Genomic DNA, 19,909 nt, shown 5'->3' with positions numbered 1-19,909 from the left:
TCGATCTCCAGGTCCGGCGCGGCCTCGCGCACCAGCTCCAGCGCGCGGCGCATCTTGGCGCCCGAGGCCGAACTGCCCGAGCCGAAGTTCGAGCGCGACAGCAGCGCCACCTTCGGCGCCAGGAACAGGCGACCCATTTCGCGCGCGGCGGCGATGGTGAACTCGGCGATCTGCTCGGCCGAAGGTTCATCGTTGACGTGCGTGTCCACCAGCACCACCGTGCGCTCGTTGAGCAGCAGGATGTTCATAGCGGCATAGACGTTGGCGCCGGGACGGCGGCCGATCACCTCGTCGACGAAGCGCAGGTGGTCGTGATAGGCGCCGACCGTGCCGCAGACCATGCCGTCGGCATCGCCCAGGTGCACCATCATCGCGCCGATCAAGGTCAGGCGGCGGCGCATTTCGACGCGCGCCATTTCCTTGGTGATGCCGCGGCGGCACATCAGCTCCCAATACGTGGTCCAGTACTGGTGGAAGCGCTCGTCGTATTCGGGGTTGGTGACTTCGACGTCCTCGCCCAGGCGCAGCCGCAGGCCGAACTTCTCGATGCGCGACAGCAGCACGGCGGGACGGCCCACCAGGATCGGGCGCGCCAGGCCTTCGTCGACGATGACCTGCACGGCGCGCAGCACGCGTTCGTCTTCGCCTTCAGTGAACACGATGCGCGATTTGCCGCCGCCCCGCACGATGCGCTTGGCGGCCGAGAACAGCGGCTTCATGAAGGCGCCGGAGTGGTACACGAACTGCTGCAACTGCTCTTCGTAGGCTTCCAGGTCGGCCAGCGGGCGCGTGGCCACGCCGCCTTCCATGGCGGCCTTGGCCACCGCCGGCGCGATGCGCACGATCAGGCGCGGATCGAACGGCTTGGGAATCAGGTAGTCGGGGCCGAACGAAATATCGTAGGTGCCATAGGCCGCGGCCACCACTTCGTTCTGCTCTTCCTCGGCCAGTTCGGCAATGGCGTAGACCGCTGCCTTTTCCATCTCGCGCGTGATGGTGGTGGCGCCCACGTCCAGCGCGCCGCGGAAGATGTACGGGAAGCACAGCACGTTGTTGACCTGGTTCGGGTAGTCCGAGCGGCCCGTGGCCATGACCACGTCGTCGCGCACGCCGTGCGCCACTTCCGGCAGGATTTCCGGCGTGGGGTTGGCCAGCGCCAGGATCAGCGGGCGCGGGCCCATCTTGGCCACCATCTCGGGCTTGAGCACACCGCCGGCCGACAGGCCCAGGAACACGTCCGCGCCCTCGATGACTTCGGCCAGCTTGCGGGCGTCGGTCTTTTGCGCGAAGCGCGCCTTGTCAGGGTCCATCAAGGTGGTGCGGCCTTCGTACACCACGCCCTCGATGTCGGTGACCCAGATGTTCTCCAGCGGCAGGCCCAGGTCCACCATCAGGTCCAGGCAGGCCAGCGCGGCCGCGCCGGCGCCGGAGGTCACCACCTTGACCTTGTCGATGTCCTTGCCCACCACTTTCAGGCCGTTGATGAAGGCGGCGGAAACCGTGATGGCGGTGCCGTGCTGGTCGTCATGGAAGACGGGAATCTTCATGCGCTCGCGCAGCTTGCGCTCGACGGTGAAGCATTCAGGCGCCTTGATGTCTTCGAGGTTGATGCCGCCGAAGGTGGCTTCCAGCCCGGCGATGATCTCGACCAGCTTGTCCGGGTCGGTTTCGTTGATCTCGATGTCGAACACGTCCAGGCCGGCGAACTTCTTGAACAGCACCGCCTTGCCTTCCATCACCGGCTTGGAGGCCAGCGCGCCGATGTTGCCCAGGCCCAGCACCGCGGTGCCGTTGGAAATCACGCCCACCAGGTTGCCCCGGCCGGTATAGCGGAACACGTTGGCCGGGTCCGCCACGATTTCCTCACAGGCCGCCGCCACGCCGGGCGAGTACGCCAGGGCCAGGTCGCGCTGGTTGACGAGCGGCTTGGACGCCACGACGGAGATCTTCCCCGGGGTGGGAAACTCGTGGTAATCCAGAGCGGCCTGGCGGTCTGTTTGAGAATGCATGGGGCGGCGCCTCCTAGTCTTGAACAGGGCAGATTCTAGGATGGCAGGCATAAGGCGAGCATTCGGATTTAATATTGTCACATCACCTTTTTCTTATGTCTTGTCTATGACACCGTTTTCACCGGACGAGGTGCTCCGGAAACTGACCTCGCGGCTCAAGATGCGGCACCTGATGCTGCTGTTACAAATCGAGCAGCACCGTTCCCTGACCCGGGTGGCCGAACACATGGCCACCAGCCAGCCTGCCGTGACCAATGCCCTGGCCGAACTGGAGAGCATGTTCGACGTACCGCTGTTCGATCGCTCGGTGCGCGGCATGACCCCCACGCCGCTGGGCGCGGTGGTGCTGGCGCGGGCCCGCGCGCTGGTCCATGACCTGGGCCACCTGGTGCAGGAAATGGAGGCCGTGGCCGCCGGCCACGCGGCCCACCTGCATATCGGCGTGATCCCGTTCGTCTCGGGACAACTGCTGTCGGCCGCCATTGCCCGCACCATGCCGCAGGGGCGCGGGATCACCGCCACCATCCACGAAGGCCAGGGGCCGGCCTTGCTGCGCCAACTGCGCGACCACACGCTGGACGTGGTGGTGGGGTGGGCCACGCCATCGGTGGACCTGGGCCGGATCGACTTCGAAGTGCTGTATCACCAGCCGCCGCGCCTGATCGCCAGCCGCCGCCTGGCCGCGCGGCTGGGCCGCGCGCGGCTCGAATGGAACATGCTGGCCGACCTGGACTGGATCCTGGGCACGCCCGACAGCCCGATCCGCGAGCAGGTGGCCGACATTTTCCTGCGCGCCGGGCTGGCGCCGCCGACGCCTTCGGTGCAGAGCGACTCGTCCAAGCTGATCGGCGAGATGATCGTGGCCAGCGACCGCGCGGTGTCGATCCTGCCGGCCGACATCGCCGACGAGCTGGTGCGCATCGCCGGCGCGGCGATCGTGCCGTATTCTTTCGACTGGACCTTGCCGCCGATTTCGTTGTTCACCCGCGCCGACGGCTTGCGCCGCAATGTCGACGCCCTGTTCGCGGCGGCGCTGCGCGAGGTCTTCAGTCGTGGCGGACGGGCCTGAGCCCGCCGCCAGCCTTCGCCCGGCCCACTACGGAGCCCGCCATGCGCGCCAACCAGTTCGTCATGCACCGCAGCGCCCTCGCCGGCGTACAGGCCGTGGCCGCCCGCAGCGCCCGGACCTTTGCGCGGCATACGCATGACCAGTTCGGCATTGGCGTGATACGCCAGGGCGGACAGGTGTCGCACAGCGGCCGCGGCCAGGTCGAGGCAGGCCCGGGGCAGGTGATCACGGTCAATCCCGGCGAGGTGCACGACGGCAGCCCCATTGGCGGCGAGCGTGCCTGGCAGATGCTGTACCTGGACCCCGCGGTGGTGGCCGATGCGGCCGCCAGCCTGGATGGCGCCGGCGGATTCGAATTCGAACATCCGGTGATGGACGCGCCGGCGCTGGCGGCGGACTTGTTGTCACTGTACGCGCTGGCCATTGCCGATACCGAGCCGTTGGCGCGCGATACGCTGCTGCTGCGGGTGCTGGCGCGCGCCGGCCGGCAGGCCGTGCGCGCATCGCCGCGGACCGGGGCGCCCGCCGGCATCCGCCATGCGCTCGACCTGATCGATGACGCGCCCGCCGCCGCGCTGTCCCTGGCCGACCTGGCCCGGGCCTGCGGCCTGAGCCGCTTCCAGGTGCTGCGCGCGTTCCAGCGGGCCACCGGCATGACGCCGCATGCGTACCAGATGCAACGCCGCCTGCTGCTGGCCCGCCGCCTGCTGCGCCAGGGCCTGGCGCTGGCCGACACCGCCGCGGCCGCCGGCTTTGCCGACCAGAGCCACATGACGCGGCTGTTCTCGCGCGCCTATGGCGTGTCGCCCGGACGCTACGCGCTGGCCGCCGCCTGACCGCCGCGCCCCCGGCGCGCCGACGCTGCAATTTCGTTCAAGACCGCGCACGCCCGCCACGCCTACGCTGCGGCCTTGTCCCGCATCCGGCCGCTTTCCATGAACCGAATCCAAGGCTATGCCTGCCTGGCCGCCGCCATGGCGCTGGTGGGCAGCACCGTCGTCGCCAGCAAGATCATCGCGGCCGGCCTGCCGCCTTTCACCGCCACCGCCTTGCGCTTCGCGCTGGCGCTGCCCTGCTTCGCGCTGCTATGGCGCCTGACCGGCGCGCGCCTGCCGCGCCTGCGCCGGCGCGACTGGCTATTGCTGGCGGCACAGGCCATCGCCGGCAGCGTCGGCTACACCACGCTGCTGATCGCCGGCCTGGCGCGCACTTCGGCGGTGGATGGCGGCGTGATCCTCGGCACCCTGCCGCTGGTGTCGGCCGCCATCGCCATCGTGCTGCTGGGCGAACGGCCCGGCAAGGCCACATTGCTGGCGATCGGCACCGCGGCCGCGGGCGTGTGGCTGATGACAGGCGGCGGCGCGATGGCAACGGACGCCGGCTCCTGGCATGGCAATGCGCTGGTGCTGGGCGCGGTGCTGTGCGAAGGGCTGTTCATCCTGCTGCACAAGCGGCTGCGCGCGCCGGTGCCGCCGCTGGCATTGTCGACGCTGATGTGCGCCATGGGCCTGGCGGTCTGCCTGGCCGCCAGTCTGGCCGAAGCGCCGTGGACGCTGGCGCTTTCCACCCATGCGCTGGGAGCGGTCGCCTATTACGCGCTGGTGCCGACCGTGGCCGGCTTCGTGCTCTGGTATGCGGGCGCGGAACACGTCGCCGCCTCGGAAGCGGCCCTGTTCACCGCCATCGCCCCACTGTCGGCGGTGCTGCTGGCGGCCCTGTTGCTGGACGAGTCGCTGTCCGCGCGCCAGCTCGCGGGCATGGCGTGCGTGCTGGGCGCGGTTGCCATCCAGGCGCGGCGGCGCAACGACTTCAGCCGCGACTGAACGCCAGCGCGAAGTCATCGGAAAAGATGTCCGCCAGCGATTGGCGCAGGACGGCGGCGCGCTCGACGCCATAGGCCGCCTCGAAGCGGCGCTGCGCATCCCTCCACAGGCGCTCGGATTCGGCCAGCTTGGCGCGGCCGGCGTCGGTCAGCGCCACGCGGCGGCTGCGGCCGTCGCGTTCGTCGCGCGCCATGCTCACGTAGCCATCGCGCTGCAACGGCTTGAGGTTGTGCGCCAGGGCCGAACGGTCCAGCACCATGGCTCGCGCCAGGTCGGTCATCGACGGCGTGCCGGCGCGGGCGATGTGCATCAGGATGGAATGCTGCGACACCTTCAGGCCGCAGGGCGCCAGCACGGCGTCATACAACTGCGAGACGCGCCGGGTCGCCTTGCGCAGCGCGGCGCCGTTGCAGACCAGCGGGTCCCGGAGAATGGCGGAGGAATCGGCGTCGGACATAGGAGTGCGGCGGATGGAAAAGCAGGCGCGGCCCGGCACAGGGCTTGCGGCAAGTCCATAACGCTACTGCGGCTCGGCATCCCCGTCCAGCACCGGCAGCACCGGCAAGGCGCCGCGCCGATGCGCGCGGCCTAAGCCGCCGGCGCGTCGCGCAGGGCATAGGCCACCAACTGCTGGGCATAAGCCGGCAGCTCGCCGCGTACGCACAGCACCAGGTCGCGCACCGCCCAGTCGTCCACCAATGCCACCCGCCGCACGCCGGCCGCGCGGCCGTAGCGCACGGCGGCGACCCGCGGCACGATGGCAATGCCCACGCCCTGCCCCACCAGGCGGCACACCGCGTCGAAACTGCGCAGCCGCACCCGGTACGACAGCGCCTTGCCATGGCGGCGCGCGTGGTGCGCAAGGTGTTCCTGCAAGGCGCTGCCTTCGACCAGGCCGACGAACGCCTCGTCCGCCACGTCGGCCAGCAAGGCGGTCGCGCGCCCGGCCAGAGGATGATCCGGCGGCACCACCAGCGCCAGGGGATCGTGGCGAAAGCGCGAGACCCGCAAGCCGTGCAGGTCGGCTGAGTCGGCCAGCACGCCGATGTCGCACGTCCCCGCGCGCAAGGCGTCGGCGATTTCATAGCTGAGGCGCTCTTCGAGGTCGACCGACACGCGCGGATGGTCCTTGAGGAATCCGCCCAGCACCGCCGGCAGGTATTCGCTCAGCGCGGTGGTATTGCACAGCACCCGCACGTGGCCCTTGAGGCCCTGGCCGTAGTGATCCAGTTCGCCGCGCATGCGGTCCATCTGCGCCAGCACCAGGCGCGCGTGGTGCGCCAGTGTGCGGCCCGCCGGGGTGGCCTGCACGCCGCGATGCTCGCGCAGCAGCAGCGGCACGCCGAGCGTTTCCTCCATGCCGCGGATGCGTTCGCTGGCCGAGGCCAGCGTCATGTGCGAACGCCGAGCGCCCGCGGTGATGGAGCCGGATTCCTGCACGTTCAGGAAGAGCCGCAGATCGGTCAGGTCGAATCGCATGGAAAAAGCGTAGCACGCCAGGCTCAGGCTGTTCCATAGGCCAACTCTGCCACATACCGATAGGGGAAAGTGCCGCCATGAAGGCAGAATGCTTCCGTCCACAACGGAAAGCTGAGTGTTTGTATGAGATCCCCCCTACGCCAAAGGCTGCCCGGGACCGGAAGCGCGCAAGTGCCGGCGCGGCATTCCTCAGGTCACGCCGTAGCCAGAGTCGCGTCGGCCGCGCGATGCGGTGCCGCATGAACGCCAGCGATCTGTTGGGCACGGGCACGGCGGCGCTGCTGGCCGCGACCGCCGCGGTATTCGCGTTGGCCGGCGTGGTCAAAGGTGTGGTGGGATTGGGCCTGCCGACCATATCGATGGCCATGCTGGCGCTGATGATGGCGCCTGCGCAGGCGGCAGCGCTGCTGATCGTGCCATCGCTCGTCACCAACCTGTGGCAGGCGCGGCCGTGGCCGACACTGACGCGGGTGCTGCGCCGCATCGCCGCCATGCAGGCCGGCGTCTGCGCCGGCACCCTGGCCGGCGCCTGGTGGCTGGGCGCGCCGGCCGGCCGCTGGGCCGGCGTCTGCCTGGGCATCGCGCTGGTGGCTTATGCGGCCTGGGGCCTCTGGGGCACGCCGCCCGCGGTGCCGGCGCGGCACGAGCGCGCGCTTGGCGCCGCGGTGGGCGCGGTCACGGGCCTCATCACGGCGGCCACCGGCGTCTTCGTGATTCCCGCCGTGCCCTATCTGCAGGCGCTGAACCTGGGCAAGAACGATCTGATCCAGGCCATGGGCATCTCGTTCACGGTGTCCACGCTGGCGCTGGCGGCGGGGCTGGGGCTGAACGGCGGCTACAGTCCGGGCGCGGCCGGCGCGTCGGTATCGATGCTGCTGCCGGCGCTGGCCGGCATGGCCCTGGGCCAATGGCTGCGCGGCCGGATGTCGGCGCGCGCGTTCAAGCGGTGCTTCATGGCCAGCCTGGCGCTGTTGGGCGCCTATCAGGTGGCGCAGGGTCTGGCCGGGTAGGCGCTGGCGCGTCAGGCCGCCATGCGCCGCTCGTCGACGAAACCGATCGACACCGACATCTCGCGCCAGCGCGCCAGCTCCTGCTGCACCGACTGGATCTTGCCCCGCGCCTGGTCGAAGGCGTCGCGGCCCAGGAACAGGTGCAGCGGCGCGTATTGCGCGTGCGCCGCCTGGATCAGCGCGCGCGCCGCCTTAACGGGGTCTCCGGCCACAGGATGGCCGCCTTGCGCGGCGCGGTCCGCTTCCGGATGGCCGCCGTCGTGGGGCCGCGCCCGCATCGCGCCAGGGTAGACCAGCGACACGCGCACGCCATGCGGCGCGGCTTCCAGGGCCAGCGCCTCGCTCAGGCCACTGACGGCGAACTTGGCGGCGCTGTAGGCGCCCCAACCCGCGCTGGCGCCATCGAAGCCCAGGATCGACGAGACATTGAACACATGGCCGGCGCGCTGGGCCCGCAGGCGCGGCATCACCGCCCGCACCACGTTCAACACACCGAACACGTTGATATCGAAGCTGTCGCGCAACGCGGCATCGGACAGCGTTTCCAATCCGCCCGCCAGCCCATGGCTGGCGTTGTTGACCACCACGTCGATACGGCCGAACGCAGCGATGGCGCTATCGACCGCGCGGCGCACCTGGTCTTCGTCGGCCAGGTTCACCTCCAGAGGCAGGAAGCGGCCTTCGAGCTTGGCGCCCACCGCGTCCAGCAGCGCATCGACGTCGCGCGACGTGGCCGCGACCTTGTGGCCCTGGTCCAGCAGCATCCTGACCAACGCCAGGCCCAGGCCGGCCGAGGCGCCCGTCACAAACCAGATTTTTTCGGTGCTCATGCGATCTCCCTCTACTTGCGGCCGACGGCAACAGGCCGGCGGCCCGCTGGCGCCCACGGATTCACGCGGAACCCATCGACTGCAAGCGTGAGAGGGATAGTAGAAATCGCGCGCGGCGGCGTACAGGCTCGTTCTTGCGTGAAACTTGCCTATTCCTGCGCGATTGCCGGGCGCGCTCCCGCAGGGACGGGCCAGGACGCGGCGCGCGCATCCTGGCGGCAGGCGCGGAATCAGCCCAGCGCGCTGCGGTAGTGCGCGCTGTCGAAGCGCGGCGTGCTGTCGGCCGGCGTATCGTCGGCTACTGACACGAACGCGGGCGTGGCGGCTTCGACGCCGAAAAGGGAAAGCTCGGCGCTGACCAATGCAAACAGGAAATTAGCCATGATGACTCCTTGGGTTCAGATGCCCAGACCGGCGGCGGTTGCGTCAGTCTTCTATAAGACATGGGCACCATGATGCGGGGTGGCGCGACGCGCGTCCATTTGGTTTCCTCAATCGCGGCGATTGAGCGCCCGCCGGGCAGGGAAGCGGGGAATGGCGGATAATCCGCCTGTTTCCCGCCCATGAGGCGGCGGTTTCATGCCGGCGCCCACGCCCGGCAGCATTCGGAGTCAGCTATGTATCGCGGCATTGAGGCGATCGAACACTTCATGATTTCGCTCGGACTGACCTGGCAGCCCGGCCGCACCGAGAGCGCCGAGCTGCGCGCCAGCTATCGCATCGGCAACACCCGGCCGCTGGGCATCGACCGCACGCTGGTGGAGTTCCACTGCGATGCCAAGCGCCCCAAGGTCTGGGTGCCGGAGTTCTCGCGCACCAGTTTCCACCAGTGGTTCGAAGTACCGTTCCAGGAATTCGAATTCACGCCGGGGGGCTCGATGCTGAAGATCAAGGCCGCGGCGCGCGGCAACGCCCCCCCTTACAGCGTCGGCCTCAAGCCGCTGGCCTGATCGGCCCGCGTAGGCGCACCCGCGCCGGGCCGCGCTACAAGGCCTTGTACATGATGGTGGTGCCGTCCAACCGGGACGGGTCGCGCGCATCGCGGGCAAAGCCGGGGATCACGCCCACCGTGCGATACCCCAGCGAGGCATACAGCGGCTCGGCGCTGTCGCCGGTGCGCGTATCCAGCGTGAGCAGGCTGCGGCCGGCCCCCCTGGCCGCGGCTTCCGCCACCCGCATCAGTTCGCGGGCAATGCCGCGGCGACGAAAATCGGGGTGCACCAGCAGCTTGCGGATCTCGGCGCGGTGCGGCTGATTGGGCGGCGTATCGCAGTCCAGTTGCACCGAGCCGGCCACACGCCCCTCCCGCATGGCCACGAACAATACCAGCCCGCCGCTTTCGAGGGGGGGCAGCACCTTGTCGAGCCAGAACGCGCGCGCCGCCTCCGGGCCAAAGGGCAGCACGAAGCTGACGCTGGCGCCATCCCGAACGCAGGCGTGCAGCAGTTCGCCCAGGCCTGGCAGCAGGGCGCGGGCCTGGCCGGCGGTAACGCGGGTTGGCGCGAGGGTATCGGTGGACATGGCGGCCTCAGACAATGAACAACAGGTAACGGGCACCGCTGTGCGGCGGCGTGTCGAACGCGCTGGCGCCGTAGAGCTGGTAGCGCAGGCAGTCGCCAGGCGCCAGCGCATGGGCCTGGCCGTCGACCTGGATCGACAGTTCGCCTTCCAGCATCACCAGATGATGTTCCAGGCCGGCGCGCGGCGATTGCGGATAGGCGATGTGGGTGGCCGGCGGCAGTTCGCAAGCCAGCACTTCGCCGGCCAGCTTCTGCGACGGCGGCGAAACCGAACGGCGCCGGAAACCCGTGTCGTGGTCGACCCACAACCCCTGGGCGGCGGCCGGCACCAACGGCGCGAAGCCGTCCTCGACCATGCGCAGCAGGCGCGACATGGTCATGCCATAGGCGCCGCACAGTTTGCCCAACGCGTTGGCGGTGGGACTGACTTCGGCGTTTTCCAGCCGCGACAGGGTCGCGCGGCTGAGACCGGCGCGCACTGCCAGGTCGTCCAGCGACCAGCCGCGCTCCTGGCGCAGACCCCTCAGGCGGTCCGCCAGGCGTTGGTCCAGGTCGATATCGGGCAACGTTGCTTTTTCCATATTAGAGAATTTCTCTCATATTTGGAAAAATAGCAAGCACGCCCAGCCCTTCGCGGTGGACGGCCGCAGCGTGTTCGTCGGTTCGTTCAATTTCGATCCGCGCTCGACGCGCCTGAACACCGAGCTGGGCTTCGTCATTGACGGCCGCGCCATCCGCCCCGACAGCGAACCGAACGCCACCGCCTGGCAGTGCTTTTCGGCGTGGTTCATGTCGCTGCCGCCAATCGAGCCGCTGTTGTAGCGCGGGCGCAAGTTACGGAGTCCGGCCGCGCCGCGTTGGCGGTAGACTGGACGCTCGCGGCCCACCCGCGCCACCGATTCCGCCGCCCCATGAGCAAGCTCGACACCCTGGACTGGACCCGCATCGCCGCCGACCTGGACGCCCACGGCCACGCCGTGGCCAGCGGCCTGCTCTCGCCAGCCCAATGCCTGGCGCTGGCGGCCGGCTACGACGATGAACCACGCTACCGCAGCCGCATCGTCATGAGCCGCCACGGCTTTGGCCGCGGCGAATACAAGTACTACGCCTATCCGCTGCCGCGCCTGCTGCACAATCTGCGCACGGCGTTGTATCCGCGGCTGGCGCCCATCGCCAACCGCTGGAACCGGCAGATGGGCATCGCGGTCGAGTACCCGGCCGAGCACGCGGCATTCCTGGCCCGTTGCCACCAGGCCGGCCAGCGCCGGCCGACGCCGCTGATCCTGCGCTACGGGCCGGGCGACTACAACTGCCTGCACCAGGACCTGTACGGCGAGCATGTATTCCCACTGCAGGTCGCGGTGCTGCTGTCGCGGCCGGGCGAGGACTTCAGCGGCGGCGAGTTCGTCATGACCGAAACCGACAGCGCCGGCCAGCGCGCCGAAGTGCTGCCGCTGGACCAGGGCGACGCGCTGATCTTCACCGTCAACCAGCGCCCCGTGGCCGGCGCGCGCGGCTGGCGCCGCGTGGCCATGCGCCATGGCGTCAGCGCCCTGCGCGGCGGACGGCGCCATACACTTGGCGTGATCTTCCACGACGCGGCCTGACATGGGAACCAGCCTCAATCTGTTCAACGACGCAGAAACCGCACAGACCGGCCGCGAGCGCATCGGCCCGCAGTCGATGGTGCTGCGCGGCTACGCCTTGCCCGTGGCGCGGGCGCTGCTGGCCGGGGTCGATGTAGTGCGCCGCCAGGCGCCATTGCGCCACATGCTCACGCCCGGCGGCCTGCCCATGTCGGTAGCGCTGACCAACTGTGGCCGCTATGGCTGGACCAGCGGCGAACACGGCTACCGCTACACCCGCGAGGATCCGCAAACGGGGCTGCCCTGGCCGGACATGCCGCAAGCCTTCGACACCCTGGCGCGCGAGGCCGCCCTGGCGGCGGGCTTTGCCGGCTTCGAGCCGGACGCCTGCCTGCTCAACCGCTACCAGCCGGGCTCGCGGCTGTCGCTGCACCAGGACAAGGACGAACGCGACTACGACGCGCCGATTGTCTCGGTATCGCTGGGCATGCCCGCGGTGTTCCTGTTCGGCGGCCACGCGCGCGGCGACCGGGCCGTGCACGTGCCGTTGTTCCATGGCGACGTGGTGGTATGGGGCGGCGTCGACCGGCTGCGCTATCACGGGGTGCTGCCGCTCAAGGACCGCCCCCATCCGACCCTGGGCAGCGTGCGGTTCAACTTCACCCTGCGCAAGGCCGGCTGAAGCATCGCGGAGGCGGCGTCGGCGGCTGCGCCTGCCGGCTCTCCCCGGGGAAACCCGCGCTCCGTGGTCGGATTACCCCCAGGCCGCGCGGCGGCACCATGAAGACCGGTTAGCATAGCCGCAAGCCGAACTTTCAAAAGAGTCCCGACATGCATTCACTGGGCCGCCTCGTCGTGCTGGTCGACGATTACGACACCGCCATCGCCTTCTACCAGGACAAGCTGGGCATGGAGGCCATCGTCGACATGGCGGTGGGCCAGCAGCGCTACGTACACCTGCGCCTGCCCGAGCAGCCGTCGGTAGGCGTCTGGCTGCTGCAGGCGCAGACCCAGGCCCAGCGCGACCGCGTCGGCGACCAGACCGGCGGCCAGCCGGTAGGCGTGTTCTACACCGAGGACCTGGCGCGCGACCACGCCCGCCTGGCCGGGCGCGGCGTGCGCTTCACTCGGGACCCCGTGGACGACACGGCCGCCAGCTACGCGCATTTCATCGACCTGTACGGCAACGAGTTCGTGCTGGTGCAACTGAAGTAGGCCAGCGCCCGCCATGGCTGCCCGCCCCGCTTGCCGCGACTGGATCGTGCGCCACGCGCCGGCCGACCGGTTCGAGCGCATCGAGGCCTACTTTGGCGGGCGCGGCTATGGCCTGCACCGGCACGACACCTATGCCATCGGCTGCACGCTGGCCGGCGTGCAGAGCTTCCACTACCACCGCGACCTGCGCCACAGCCTGCCGGGCGGGGTACTGGTGCTGCATCCCGACGAGGCCCATGATGGCCAGGCCGGCACCGATGCCGGGTTCCATTACCGCATGGCCTACGTGCAACCGGCGCTGATCCAGCGCATCCTCGGCGGCCGTCCGCTGCCCTTCGTGCGCGACGGCATTTCCACCGACCCGCGCTTGCGCGCCGCCTGCGCCGCGCTGCTGCGGGACCCCGGCGCCACGGCCGATCCGCTGCGCGAAGACGACGCGCTCTACGACCTGGCGCAGGCGCTATGCGCCGCCGCCGGACAGGCCCCGGCCCGCTCGCGGCCCGACCATGCCGCCGGTGAACGCGCGCGCCAGTACATCCATGACGCCCACGGCCAGGCGGTGTCGCTGGCAGACCTGGAACGGGCCGCCGGCATCGACCGCTGGAGCCTGGCGCGCGATTTCCGCGCCTTGTACGGCACCAGCCCATCGCGCTATGCCTTGCTGCGCCGCCTCGACCTGGCGCGGCGCCTGATCGCGGCCGGCGAGCCCCTGGCGCAGGCCGCGCTGGCCGCCGGCTTCACCGACCAGAGCCACATGACCCGCCGCCACGCCGCGGCCTTCGGCATGACGCCCGCGCGCTGGCGTGCCACCCTGCGCCGCTAGGGCAGCCGGATGCCGGCCGCGATGCGCATCGCGGCGCGCACGCGCCCGCTGTGCGCCTGCCACGACGAGCCGCACAAACGTACAAGACGCGCCGCGCGCCGGCCCTTAAGCTGGGCTTTTCATCCGGGCCTGCTCACGCGAAAAGGCCCAGGCGCCACGAGGACACCGCCATGCCCACCATCACCCCCATCAATCTGGCCGGCAAGCTCGACCTGATCCAGGAAACCTGGATGCCCAAGGTCATTGCCGAAATGAACGACTACCAGTTCAAGCTGGTCAAGCTGCAGGGCGAATTCGTCTGGCATGCGCATGCCGACACGGACGAGACCTTCATCGTGCTGGCCGGGCGGTTGCGCATCGATCTGCGCGACGGCCACATCGACCTGGGACCGGGCGAGATGGCCGTCATTCCCAAGGGCGTGGAGCACAAGCCCTGTGCACCGGAGACGGTGCACGCCATGCTGATCGAGCCGCGCGGCGTGCGTAATACCGGCGACCAGGGCGGCGCGCGCAGCGCCCCCAACGACGTCTGGATCTGAAGCCGGTTCAGGGCCGCTCGCGTTCGATCAGGCGCTTTTCGTTGCCGGACGCGATGCGCGCCTCGACCCGCCGCAGCACCGCCAGCACGAACAGCGCCATCAACGTGCTGGCCACGGCGGTAGCCTCGCGTCCCATGCCCGCGGCCACGCCGATGGCTGCCGTCATCCAGATGCTGGCGGATGTGGTCAGGCCGCGAATTTCGCGTTCGTCGCTGAGCTTGATGATGGCGCCCGCGCCGAGAAAGCCGATGCCGGCGATAACGCCCTGCAGCACCCGGCTGAGATCGCCGATCGGCATGCCATTCTGTAACGGCACCAGCACGAAGATCGCCGCGCCCAGCGCGACCAGCATGTGCGTGCGCAGTCCGGCGGCCTTGCCGCTGCGCTCGCGCTCGTAACCCAGCAGGCCGCCCAGCAGCACCGCCATGCCCAACCGCAGCGCGATGCGGGTGGCCTCGGCGACATCGGGAATGTCGGCGAATTCACTGCGCAAGGTGCCCCAGATTTCCAGCCAGATTTCCGCCATCGTCGCCTCCCGCTGCAGGTGGAAGCGGCCAGCATAGCAGCAGGGCCGCGCTGGCGCGGGCCCGCCCATCTGGTTTACAACGTCAGGCAGGCCTGCATCGAGACGGGCACGACGAGGAGCTTCGGATGGATCTGCAGTTGGAAGGCAAGCGCGTACTGATCACGGGCGCGTCCAAGGGAATCGGGCTGGCCTGTGCCATGGCCTTCGCGCGGGAAGGCGCCGAGCCGATCCTGGCGGCGCGCGACGACGCGGCGCTTGCCGCCGCCGCCCGATCGATCCAGGCCGGCACCGGACGCCAGCCGCGCACCCTGGCGGTCGATCTGGCGCGGCCGGGCGCGGCGGCAAGCGTGCTGGCGCGGACCGGCGCGATCGACATCCTGGTCAACAACGCCGGCGCCGTGCCCGGCGGGGCCCTGGACCAGGTGCAAGACGAACGCTGGCGCGCCGGCTGGGACCTGAAGGTGCACGGCTATATCGACCTGGCACGCCACTACTATCCCCTGATGCGCACCGCGGGCGCGGGCGTCATCGCCAACATCATCGGCATGGCCGGCGCGGCGCCTCGCGCCGACTACATCTGCGGCGCCGCCGCCAATGCCTCGCTGATCGCCTTCACCCGCGCCCTGGGCGGCGACGGGCCGCGCCACGGCGTGCGCGTGTTTGGCGTGAATCCGTCGCGCACCCGCACCGACCGCGTATTGACCCTGGCCAGACAACGCGCGCAGGCCCGGTGGGGCGACGAATCGCGCTGGCAGGAAACCCTGCACGACCTGCCCTTTGGACGCCTGATGGAAGCCGAAGAGGTGGCCGACATGGTGGTTTTCGGCGCATCGCCTCGGGCCGGCTATCTCAGCGGCACGGTGATCGACCTGGACGGCGGCGAACAATACGCCGGCCATTGAGGCGCCCGGCGCCTCAGCGCGCCGCCGCCCAGCCAGCCAGCAGGCCGGGCAACTGCGCCATGTCGGTGAAGACGTGCGCCACGCCCACCCCGCGCAGCGCCTCGGCGCTGCTGTGGCCGTTGGCGTCCGGGCTGTAGCCGAACACCGTGGCGCCCGCGGCGACGCCGGCCGTGGCGCCGGTGACGGTGTCCTCGACCACGGCGCAACGGCGCGGGTCCACCCCCAGCGCGCTGGCCGCGGCCAGGTAGACATCGGGATGCGGCTTGCTGCGCGGCATCTCGTGGCCGCTGAAGACACGTTGGCCGAAACAGTCGGCGATGCCGACCTTTGCCAGTTGCAGTTCGACCTTGCGGCGGTCGGCGCCGGAGGCCACCGCGATACGGCCGGCCAGCGTCCGGTTCAGGCTGCGCACCGCGTCCGGCGCGCCGGGAATCTCGCGCAGTTCCCGATCGAGCGCGGCATTGCGGCGCTCGCGGAACTGCGCGAACCATTCCGGCGCCAGGTCCACGCCGGTGCGCGCCTGGATCAAGGGTAATTCGTCGCGCACCGCCTTGCCGGTGAAAATCCGGGTGACTTCATCGAAGGTGACGGCCCAGCCCAATTCATTGAGCATGTCGGCCAGGACGCGGGCGGTGATCGGCTCGGAGTCGACCAGGACGCCGTCGCAGTCGAACAACACGGCGTCAAAGGGAAAATCAGTCATTGCGGTTACGAGGGGGCAGGTGCGAAGAGCCCCAGAGCATACTTCACCCGGGCAGGGCGGCAGCCGGCGCAAGCAACGGAGTGCGCGCCGCCGCGCGGTTCGCTATGCTGTCTTGCCGCCGGGACTCCCCCGCGCCCCGTCCATCCGTCGCCCTTCCCATGCCCCCAACCGCCTCCCTGCCCGCCCGCCGCCGGTCCCGGCCCAGCAAGTCCACGGCAAGCGCTTGTACGCCCGCCGCCGGCGACATACCCGCCCTGTACGAGCGCGCGGCGCGGCACCTGGCCGCGCTGGACGCGGACTGGGCCAACCATATCGCCGCCATCGGCCCCTGCCGCCATGCCTCGCGGCCGGCGCGCGACCCCTACGAGGCGCTGGTGCGCGCCATCGCCTACCAGCAATTGCACGCACGCGCCGGCGACGCGATTCTCGGCCGCTTCCTGGCCTTGTATCCGGGACAGGAATTTCCCACGCCGCGCGCCTTGCTAGACACCGATCCGCAGGCCCAGCGCGCCTGCGGCTTTTCGGCCGCCAAGCTGGCCACCATCCGTGGCATCGCCGAAGCGGCGTTGGAGGGCCGGGTTCCTTGCCGCGACGAAGCACTGGCGATGCGCGACGAAGCGCTTATCGAACGCCTGGTGGCGTTGCGCGGCGTGGGCCGCTGGACGGTGGAGATGCTGCTGATCTACACGCTCGAACGCATGGACATCCTGCCTGTGGACGACTATGGCGTGCGCGAGGGCTACCGGCGCCTGAAGCGGCTGGACAAGGCGCCTTCGCCAGCGCGGATGCGCGCCATTGGCGAGGCCTTCAGTCCCTACCGCACCATTGCGGCCTGGTATCTGTGGCGCCTGCCCGCCTCGCCGGCGCCGGCGGCGCCATGAGCGCGGCGCCCACGCTGGACCGCTACGACTGGACCGAGATCCATCGGCAGTTGGACGCCGAGGGCTGGGCGCTGCTGCCCGCCCTGTTCAACCCGGACCAGGCCCGGGCGCTGGCATGCTTGTTCGATGATCCTGGCGCGCCCGCCAGCGCGGACGGCGCCTCCTGCCGCACCCTGCGCGCGCCCCTGCCCGCCGGGCTGGACGCGCTGCGCCAGGCCCTGCACGCGCGGCTCTTGCCGCTGGCGCGGACCTGGGCGCGGCGCCTGGGACGCGACCCGGCGGCGTTCTCGCCGGCGCCGGCCAGCCTGGAGCGCCTGCTCGTGGACGGCTGCCTGCCGCTGCGCCACGCCCAGGACGACACGGCGTTTCCCTTTTGCCTGACGGCCCTCTTGTCCGAACCCGGCCAGGATTTCACCGGCGGCGAGTTCGTCATGACCGAGCAGCGCCCACGCCAGCAATCACGTCCTCAGGTGCTGGCGCTGGGCCTGGGCGACGGCGCTGTGATCGCGGCCGCGCACCGGCCCATCCGCGGCGCGCAGGGGGACTACCGCGCCACCTTGCGCCATGCCGTCAGCCGCGTGCGCGGCGGCGAGCGCCGGGGGCTGGCCCTGCCACTGGGCCTGCCATCCGTCCCAGCCGACGGCGGGCGCCGTGCCCACCCTCAGAAATCCATCGACGCCGACAGCATCAGCGTGCGCGGCACGCCTTGCGAGATGGTGCCGTACGACGCCACGCCCGACCAATAGGCGCGATTGGTCAGGTTGACGACGTTGGCGCGTAGCGTCACCTCCTTGCCGTCAATGCGCGTGACGTAGCGCGCGCCCAGGTCGAAGGTGGTCCACGACGGCACCGACTGCGTGTTGGCCTGGTTGATGTATTCCTTGCCGGTGTGGACCACCCCGCCAGTCAGCGTCAGGCCGGCGACCCAGGGCAGATCCCATTCCGCCCCAAGATTGGCCGTGAAGCGCGGCACGCCCACCGGCCGGTTGCCACGCGTGGCGGGATTGCTGGTACGCGTCAGTTCGGCATCCAGGAAGGTCAGGCCGCCCAGCAGGCGCAGGCCGCGCAGCGGCTCGCCCGACAGATTCAGTTCCAGGCCACGGTTGCGTTGTTCGCTGTCCGACGCATACACCGTGCCGGTGAGCTGACCGCTGGGCCGCGTGATTTCAAAGGCGCTCAGGGTCAGCATGGCGCTGTCGAAATCGACCTTGACGCCCACCTCCTTCTGCTTGGCCTTGTATGGCTTGAACACCTGCCCGGCGTTGGACGCGGTGGCCGGCGCCACATCGCCCTTGCTCAGGCCCTCGATGTAGTTGGCGTACAACGAGACGTTGCTCCACGGCTTGACCACCAGGCCGGCCAGCGGCGTGACGGCGCGCTCGTCGTAGCTGAGCGTGCGCGCGCCGGTGGCGGGGTTGAAATTGCGCGACTGCACGCGCTGCTGGCGCGCCCCCAGCGTCAGTTGCAGGCGCTCGTCCAGCACGCTCAGGGTGTCGGCCAGCGCGAAGCCGGTCAGATCCGAGGACGATACCTTCGGCACGCCGGCGGGCGCGGCGATGTCCTGGCGGGGCCGCGTCACGGGATGGTAAATGTTCGACGACAGCGGCGTGCCGTTCACGCTCGCCTGCGAATTGCGGTCGCTGTACAGCGTGCCCATGAAGGTGAGCGCATGGCGCACCGGGCCGGTATCCAGGCTGGCGCGCAGGCCGGCGTTATAGGTACTGCGGTCGACCTGGAACTTGAAATGGTTGGGCGTCACGCGGGTATCGCCGGCGGCGTTGACGATGGTGGGCGTCTGGTCCGACAGGCGGTTGATGGCGGTGTCCGAACCGCCGGCGTCGGCGAAGACGGTGAAGCGGTCGCTGACGTCGTATTCCACCCGCAGCAGCGCCGACTGCCCCGACGATTTCCACCAGCCCCACGGCTGCGTCGCGTTGCGCCGGCCGTCCGGCGCGGCGGGCGTGCGCAGGCCGGCGGCTACCAGGAACGGCCGTGTGGGCGCGTCGATCTGCTCTTCCTGGGTCAGCAGATCGAGCGAGGCCCGCAGCTTTTCGCCCTGGTAGTCCAGCGACAGCGCGCCGATGTCGGTGCGCGAATGCAGGTTGTCCAGCGGAGTATCGCCCTGCCGGTGCAAGCCGTTGATGCGCACTCCCCAGGCGCCGTCATCGCCGAAGCGCCGGCTCAGGTCGACGCGCCCACCGAACTGCGAGGCCCCGGCGTAGTCGGCCGACACGCGGGTCAGGTCCCGCGGCAAGGCGCGCTTGGGCACCATGTTGATGACGCCGCCCACGCCGCTGTTGGGCGACATGCCATACAGCAGCGCGGCCGGGCCTTTCAGCACCTCGACGCGTTCGATGTAGTCGGTGAACACATGGTAGTTGGGCGCCACGCCATAGACGCCGTCGAACGCGATCTCGCCCAGGTTGCCTTCGCCTATCGGAAAGCCGCGGATGTAGAAGGAGTCGGTCACGCCGCCTATCTGGCCGGTGAAGCGCACCGACGAGTCGACGTTGAGGGCATCGGCCAGCGTCACCGCCTGGCGATTGGTCAGCAGGTCGGCGGTGTAATTGGCGACGCTGAAGGGCGCGTCCATCACGTCGCGGTTGCCCAGCAGGCCCAGGCGGCCGCCGCGCGCCACCTGGCCGCCCGCGTAGGCGGACGGCAGGGCCGACGGGTGCGGCGCAGCGCCGTCGACGACGATGTTCGGCAGCGTCTGGGGATCTCCCGCCGGCTCGCGGCGCAGCGAATAGGCCCCCTCGCCCTGCTCGGCCAGGCGATAGCCCGAGCCCGCCAACAGGCGCGCGAATCCCTCGCGCACCGTGTAGACGCCATGCAGTCCATCGCTGCGCTGACCCGCCAGCAGCGCCGGATCGAACGACAAGGGCACCCCGGATGCTGCTGCGAACTGCGCCAGCACGTCCCCCAGCGCACCGGCGGCGATGGCATAGGCCTTGCCCGGCACGGCGGCGGCGCTGCCGGCGGCCAGGGCGGCCG

24 protein-coding genes are annotated in these 19,909 nt (G+C 70.0%); 14 read left to right on the top strand and 10 right to left on the bottom strand.

The window, feature by feature from the left end; genetic code table 11:
* On the bottom strand, positions 1-2,009 hold a 2,009-nt coding region (locus AC6LKG_RS24525; RefSeq protein WP_498169169.1), incomplete at its 3' end, for an NADP-dependent malic enzyme.
* Between the two features lie 106 nt (positions 2,010-2,115).
* Here AC6LKG_RS24525 and AC6LKG_RS24520 point away from each other — a divergent pair.
* The 3 genes from AC6LKG_RS24520 to AC6LKG_RS24510 all read left to right on the top strand — a co-directional run bounded on the left by AC6LKG_RS24520 (position 2,116) and on the right by AC6LKG_RS24510 (position 4,901).
* Positions 2,116-3,078 carry a LysR substrate-binding domain-containing protein gene (locus AC6LKG_RS24520; protein ID WP_498169166.1) on the top strand — a complete coding sequence of 321 codons (963 nt, stop codon included), beginning with the start codon at positions 2,116-2,118 and terminating at the stop codon, positions 3,076-3,078.
* A gap of 41 nt (positions 3,079-3,119) precedes the next feature.
* Positions 3,120-3,914, top strand: coding sequence for an AraC family transcriptional regulator (locus tag AC6LKG_RS24515; RefSeq protein WP_498169164.1), 795 nt, complete (start codon positions 3,120-3,122; stop codon positions 3,912-3,914).
* 99 nt (positions 3,915-4,013) lie between these two features.
* Entirely contained in the window at positions 4,014-4,901 is an 888-nt protein-coding gene (locus AC6LKG_RS24510; RefSeq protein WP_498169162.1) for a DMT family transporter, read from the top strand.
* On the opposite strand, the gene AC6LKG_RS24505 is transcribed toward AC6LKG_RS24510, so the two are convergent.
* Both AC6LKG_RS24505 and AC6LKG_RS24500 read right to left on the bottom strand, forming a co-directional pair.
* Positions 4,888-5,358: a MarR family winged helix-turn-helix transcriptional regulator gene (locus tag AC6LKG_RS24505; RefSeq protein ID WP_498169160.1), complete on the bottom strand. Its 471-nt coding sequence runs from the start codon at positions 5,356-5,358 to the stop codon at positions 4,888-4,890. The genes AC6LKG_RS24510 and AC6LKG_RS24505 overlap by 14 nt on opposite strands.
* A 131-nt stretch (positions 5,359-5,489) precedes the next feature.
* A complete protein-coding gene (locus AC6LKG_RS24500; RefSeq protein ID WP_498169158.1) occupies positions 5,490-6,380 on the bottom strand; it encodes a LysR family transcriptional regulator in 891 nt (296 codons plus the stop codon).
* Positions 6,381-6,619: 239 nt separating this feature from the next.
* On the opposite strand from AC6LKG_RS24500, the gene AC6LKG_RS24495 reads away from it, so the two are divergent.
* Positions 6,620-7,390: a sulfite exporter TauE/SafE family protein gene (locus AC6LKG_RS24495; protein ID WP_498169155.1), complete on the top strand. Its 771-nt coding sequence runs from the start codon at positions 6,620-6,622 to the stop codon at positions 7,388-7,390.
* A gap of 11 nt (positions 7,391-7,401) precedes the next feature.
* On the opposite strand, the gene AC6LKG_RS24490 is transcribed toward AC6LKG_RS24495, so the two are convergent.
* Both AC6LKG_RS24490 and AC6LKG_RS24485 read right to left on the bottom strand, forming a co-directional pair.
* Positions 7,402-8,220, bottom strand: coding sequence for an SDR family oxidoreductase (locus AC6LKG_RS24490; RefSeq protein ID WP_498169152.1), 819 nt, complete (start codon positions 8,218-8,220; stop codon positions 7,402-7,404).
* A gap of 230 nt (positions 8,221-8,450) precedes the next feature.
* The gene (locus tag AC6LKG_RS24485; protein WP_498169149.1) at positions 8,451-8,603 is read right to left on the bottom strand and encodes a hypothetical protein; all 153 of its coding nucleotides are present in this window, start codon (positions 8,601-8,603) and stop codon (positions 8,451-8,453) included.
* Positions 8,604-8,837: 234 nt separating this feature from the next.
* Between AC6LKG_RS24485 and AC6LKG_RS24480 the strand changes: the two genes are divergently transcribed.
* Positions 8,838-9,170, top strand: a complete 333-nt coding sequence (locus AC6LKG_RS24480; RefSeq protein WP_498169148.1) for a hypothetical protein — start codon at positions 8,838-8,840, stop codon at positions 9,168-9,170.
* Between the two features lie 34 nt (positions 9,171-9,204).
* On the opposite strand, the gene AC6LKG_RS24475 is transcribed toward AC6LKG_RS24480, so the two are convergent.
* Together AC6LKG_RS24475 and AC6LKG_RS24470 are read right to left on the bottom strand one after the other, a co-directional pair.
* A complete protein-coding gene (locus tag AC6LKG_RS24475) occupies positions 9,205-9,741 on the bottom strand; it encodes a GNAT family N-acetyltransferase (protein ID WP_498169145.1) in 537 nt (178 codons plus the stop codon).
* 7 nt (positions 9,742-9,748) lie between these two features.
* Positions 9,749-10,321: a helix-turn-helix domain-containing protein gene (locus tag AC6LKG_RS24470; RefSeq protein WP_498169144.1), complete on the bottom strand. Its 573-nt coding sequence runs from the start codon at positions 10,319-10,321 to the stop codon at positions 9,749-9,751.
* Here AC6LKG_RS24470 and AC6LKG_RS24465 point away from each other — a divergent pair.
* The 6 genes from AC6LKG_RS24465 to AC6LKG_RS24440 all read left to right on the top strand — a co-directional run bounded on the left by AC6LKG_RS24465 (position 10,203) and on the right by AC6LKG_RS24440 (position 13,903).
* Positions 10,203-10,562, top strand: coding sequence for a phospholipase D-like domain-containing protein (locus tag AC6LKG_RS24465; protein WP_498169172.1), 360 nt, complete (start codon positions 10,203-10,205; stop codon positions 10,560-10,562). The two genes, AC6LKG_RS24470 and AC6LKG_RS24465, sit on opposite strands and share 119 nt — an antisense overlap.
* 89 nt (positions 10,563-10,651) lie before the next feature.
* A complete protein-coding gene (locus AC6LKG_RS24460) occupies positions 10,652-11,347 on the top strand; it encodes a 2OG-Fe(II) oxygenase (protein WP_498169141.1) in 696 nt (231 codons plus the stop codon).
* 1 nt (position 11,348) lies between these two features.
* On the top strand, positions 11,349-12,008 hold the full coding sequence (gene alkB, locus AC6LKG_RS24455) for a DNA oxidative demethylase AlkB (RefSeq protein ID WP_498169139.1): 660 nt from the start codon (positions 11,349-11,351) through the stop codon (positions 12,006-12,008).
* 149 nt (positions 12,009-12,157) lie between these two features.
* Positions 12,158-12,541, top strand: coding sequence for a VOC family protein (locus AC6LKG_RS24450; RefSeq protein ID WP_498169136.1), 384 nt, complete (start codon positions 12,158-12,160; stop codon positions 12,539-12,541).
* 13 nt (positions 12,542-12,554) lie between these two features.
* On the top strand, positions 12,555-13,364 hold the full coding sequence (locus tag AC6LKG_RS24445) for an AraC family transcriptional regulator (protein WP_498169134.1): 810 nt from the start codon (positions 12,555-12,557) through the stop codon (positions 13,362-13,364).
* Positions 13,365-13,534: 170 nt separating this feature from the next.
* Entirely contained in the window at positions 13,535-13,903 is a 369-nt protein-coding gene (locus AC6LKG_RS24440; RefSeq protein ID WP_498169131.1) for a cupin domain-containing protein, read from the top strand.
* 7 nt (positions 13,904-13,910) lie between these two features.
* Here the strand turns inward: AC6LKG_RS24440 and AC6LKG_RS24435 are convergent, their stop codons facing one another.
* A complete protein-coding gene (locus AC6LKG_RS24435) occupies positions 13,911-14,429 on the bottom strand; it encodes an MgtC/SapB family protein (RefSeq protein WP_498169129.1) in 519 nt (172 codons plus the stop codon).
* 125 nt (positions 14,430-14,554) lie between these two features.
* Between AC6LKG_RS24435 and AC6LKG_RS24430 the strand changes: the two genes are divergently transcribed.
* Positions 14,555-15,331 (top strand): short-chain dehydrogenase/reductase, encoded by a 777-nt coding sequence (locus tag AC6LKG_RS24430; protein ID WP_498169126.1) that lies wholly within the window; start codon positions 14,555-14,557, stop codon positions 15,329-15,331.
* 13 nt (positions 15,332-15,344) lie between these two features.
* On the opposite strand, the gene AC6LKG_RS24425 is transcribed toward AC6LKG_RS24430, so the two are convergent.
* On the bottom strand, positions 15,345-16,034 hold the full coding sequence (locus AC6LKG_RS24425; RefSeq protein ID WP_498169123.1) for an HAD family hydrolase: 690 nt from the start codon (positions 16,032-16,034) through the stop codon (positions 15,345-15,347).
* 158 nt (positions 16,035-16,192) lie between these two features.
* Here AC6LKG_RS24425 and AC6LKG_RS24420 point away from each other — a divergent pair, with 158 nt between their 5' ends.
* Both AC6LKG_RS24420 and AC6LKG_RS24415 read left to right on the top strand, forming a co-directional pair.
* Entirely contained in the window at positions 16,193-16,915 is a 723-nt protein-coding gene (locus AC6LKG_RS24420) for a DNA-3-methyladenine glycosylase family protein (RefSeq protein ID WP_498169120.1), read from the top strand.
* Positions 16,912-17,661 carry a 2OG-Fe(II) oxygenase gene (locus AC6LKG_RS24415; protein ID WP_498169117.1) on the top strand — a complete coding sequence of 250 codons (750 nt, stop codon included), beginning with the start codon at positions 16,912-16,914 and terminating at the stop codon, positions 17,659-17,661. Before AC6LKG_RS24420 ends, AC6LKG_RS24415 begins: the two co-directional genes overlap by 4 nt.
* On the opposite strand, the gene AC6LKG_RS24410 is transcribed toward AC6LKG_RS24415, so the two are convergent.
* Positions 17,577-19,909 (bottom strand): TonB-dependent siderophore receptor (locus AC6LKG_RS24410; protein ID WP_498169115.1); only part of this gene is annotated, 2,333 nt, incomplete at its 5' end. The genes AC6LKG_RS24415 and AC6LKG_RS24410 overlap by 85 nt on opposite strands.

The sequence above is a fragment of the Achromobacter sp. 46006 genome, from assembly GCF_059761975.1.
Note: the sequence above shows the minus strand (reverse complement) of the source record. Positions and strands in the feature narration are given on the sequence as shown.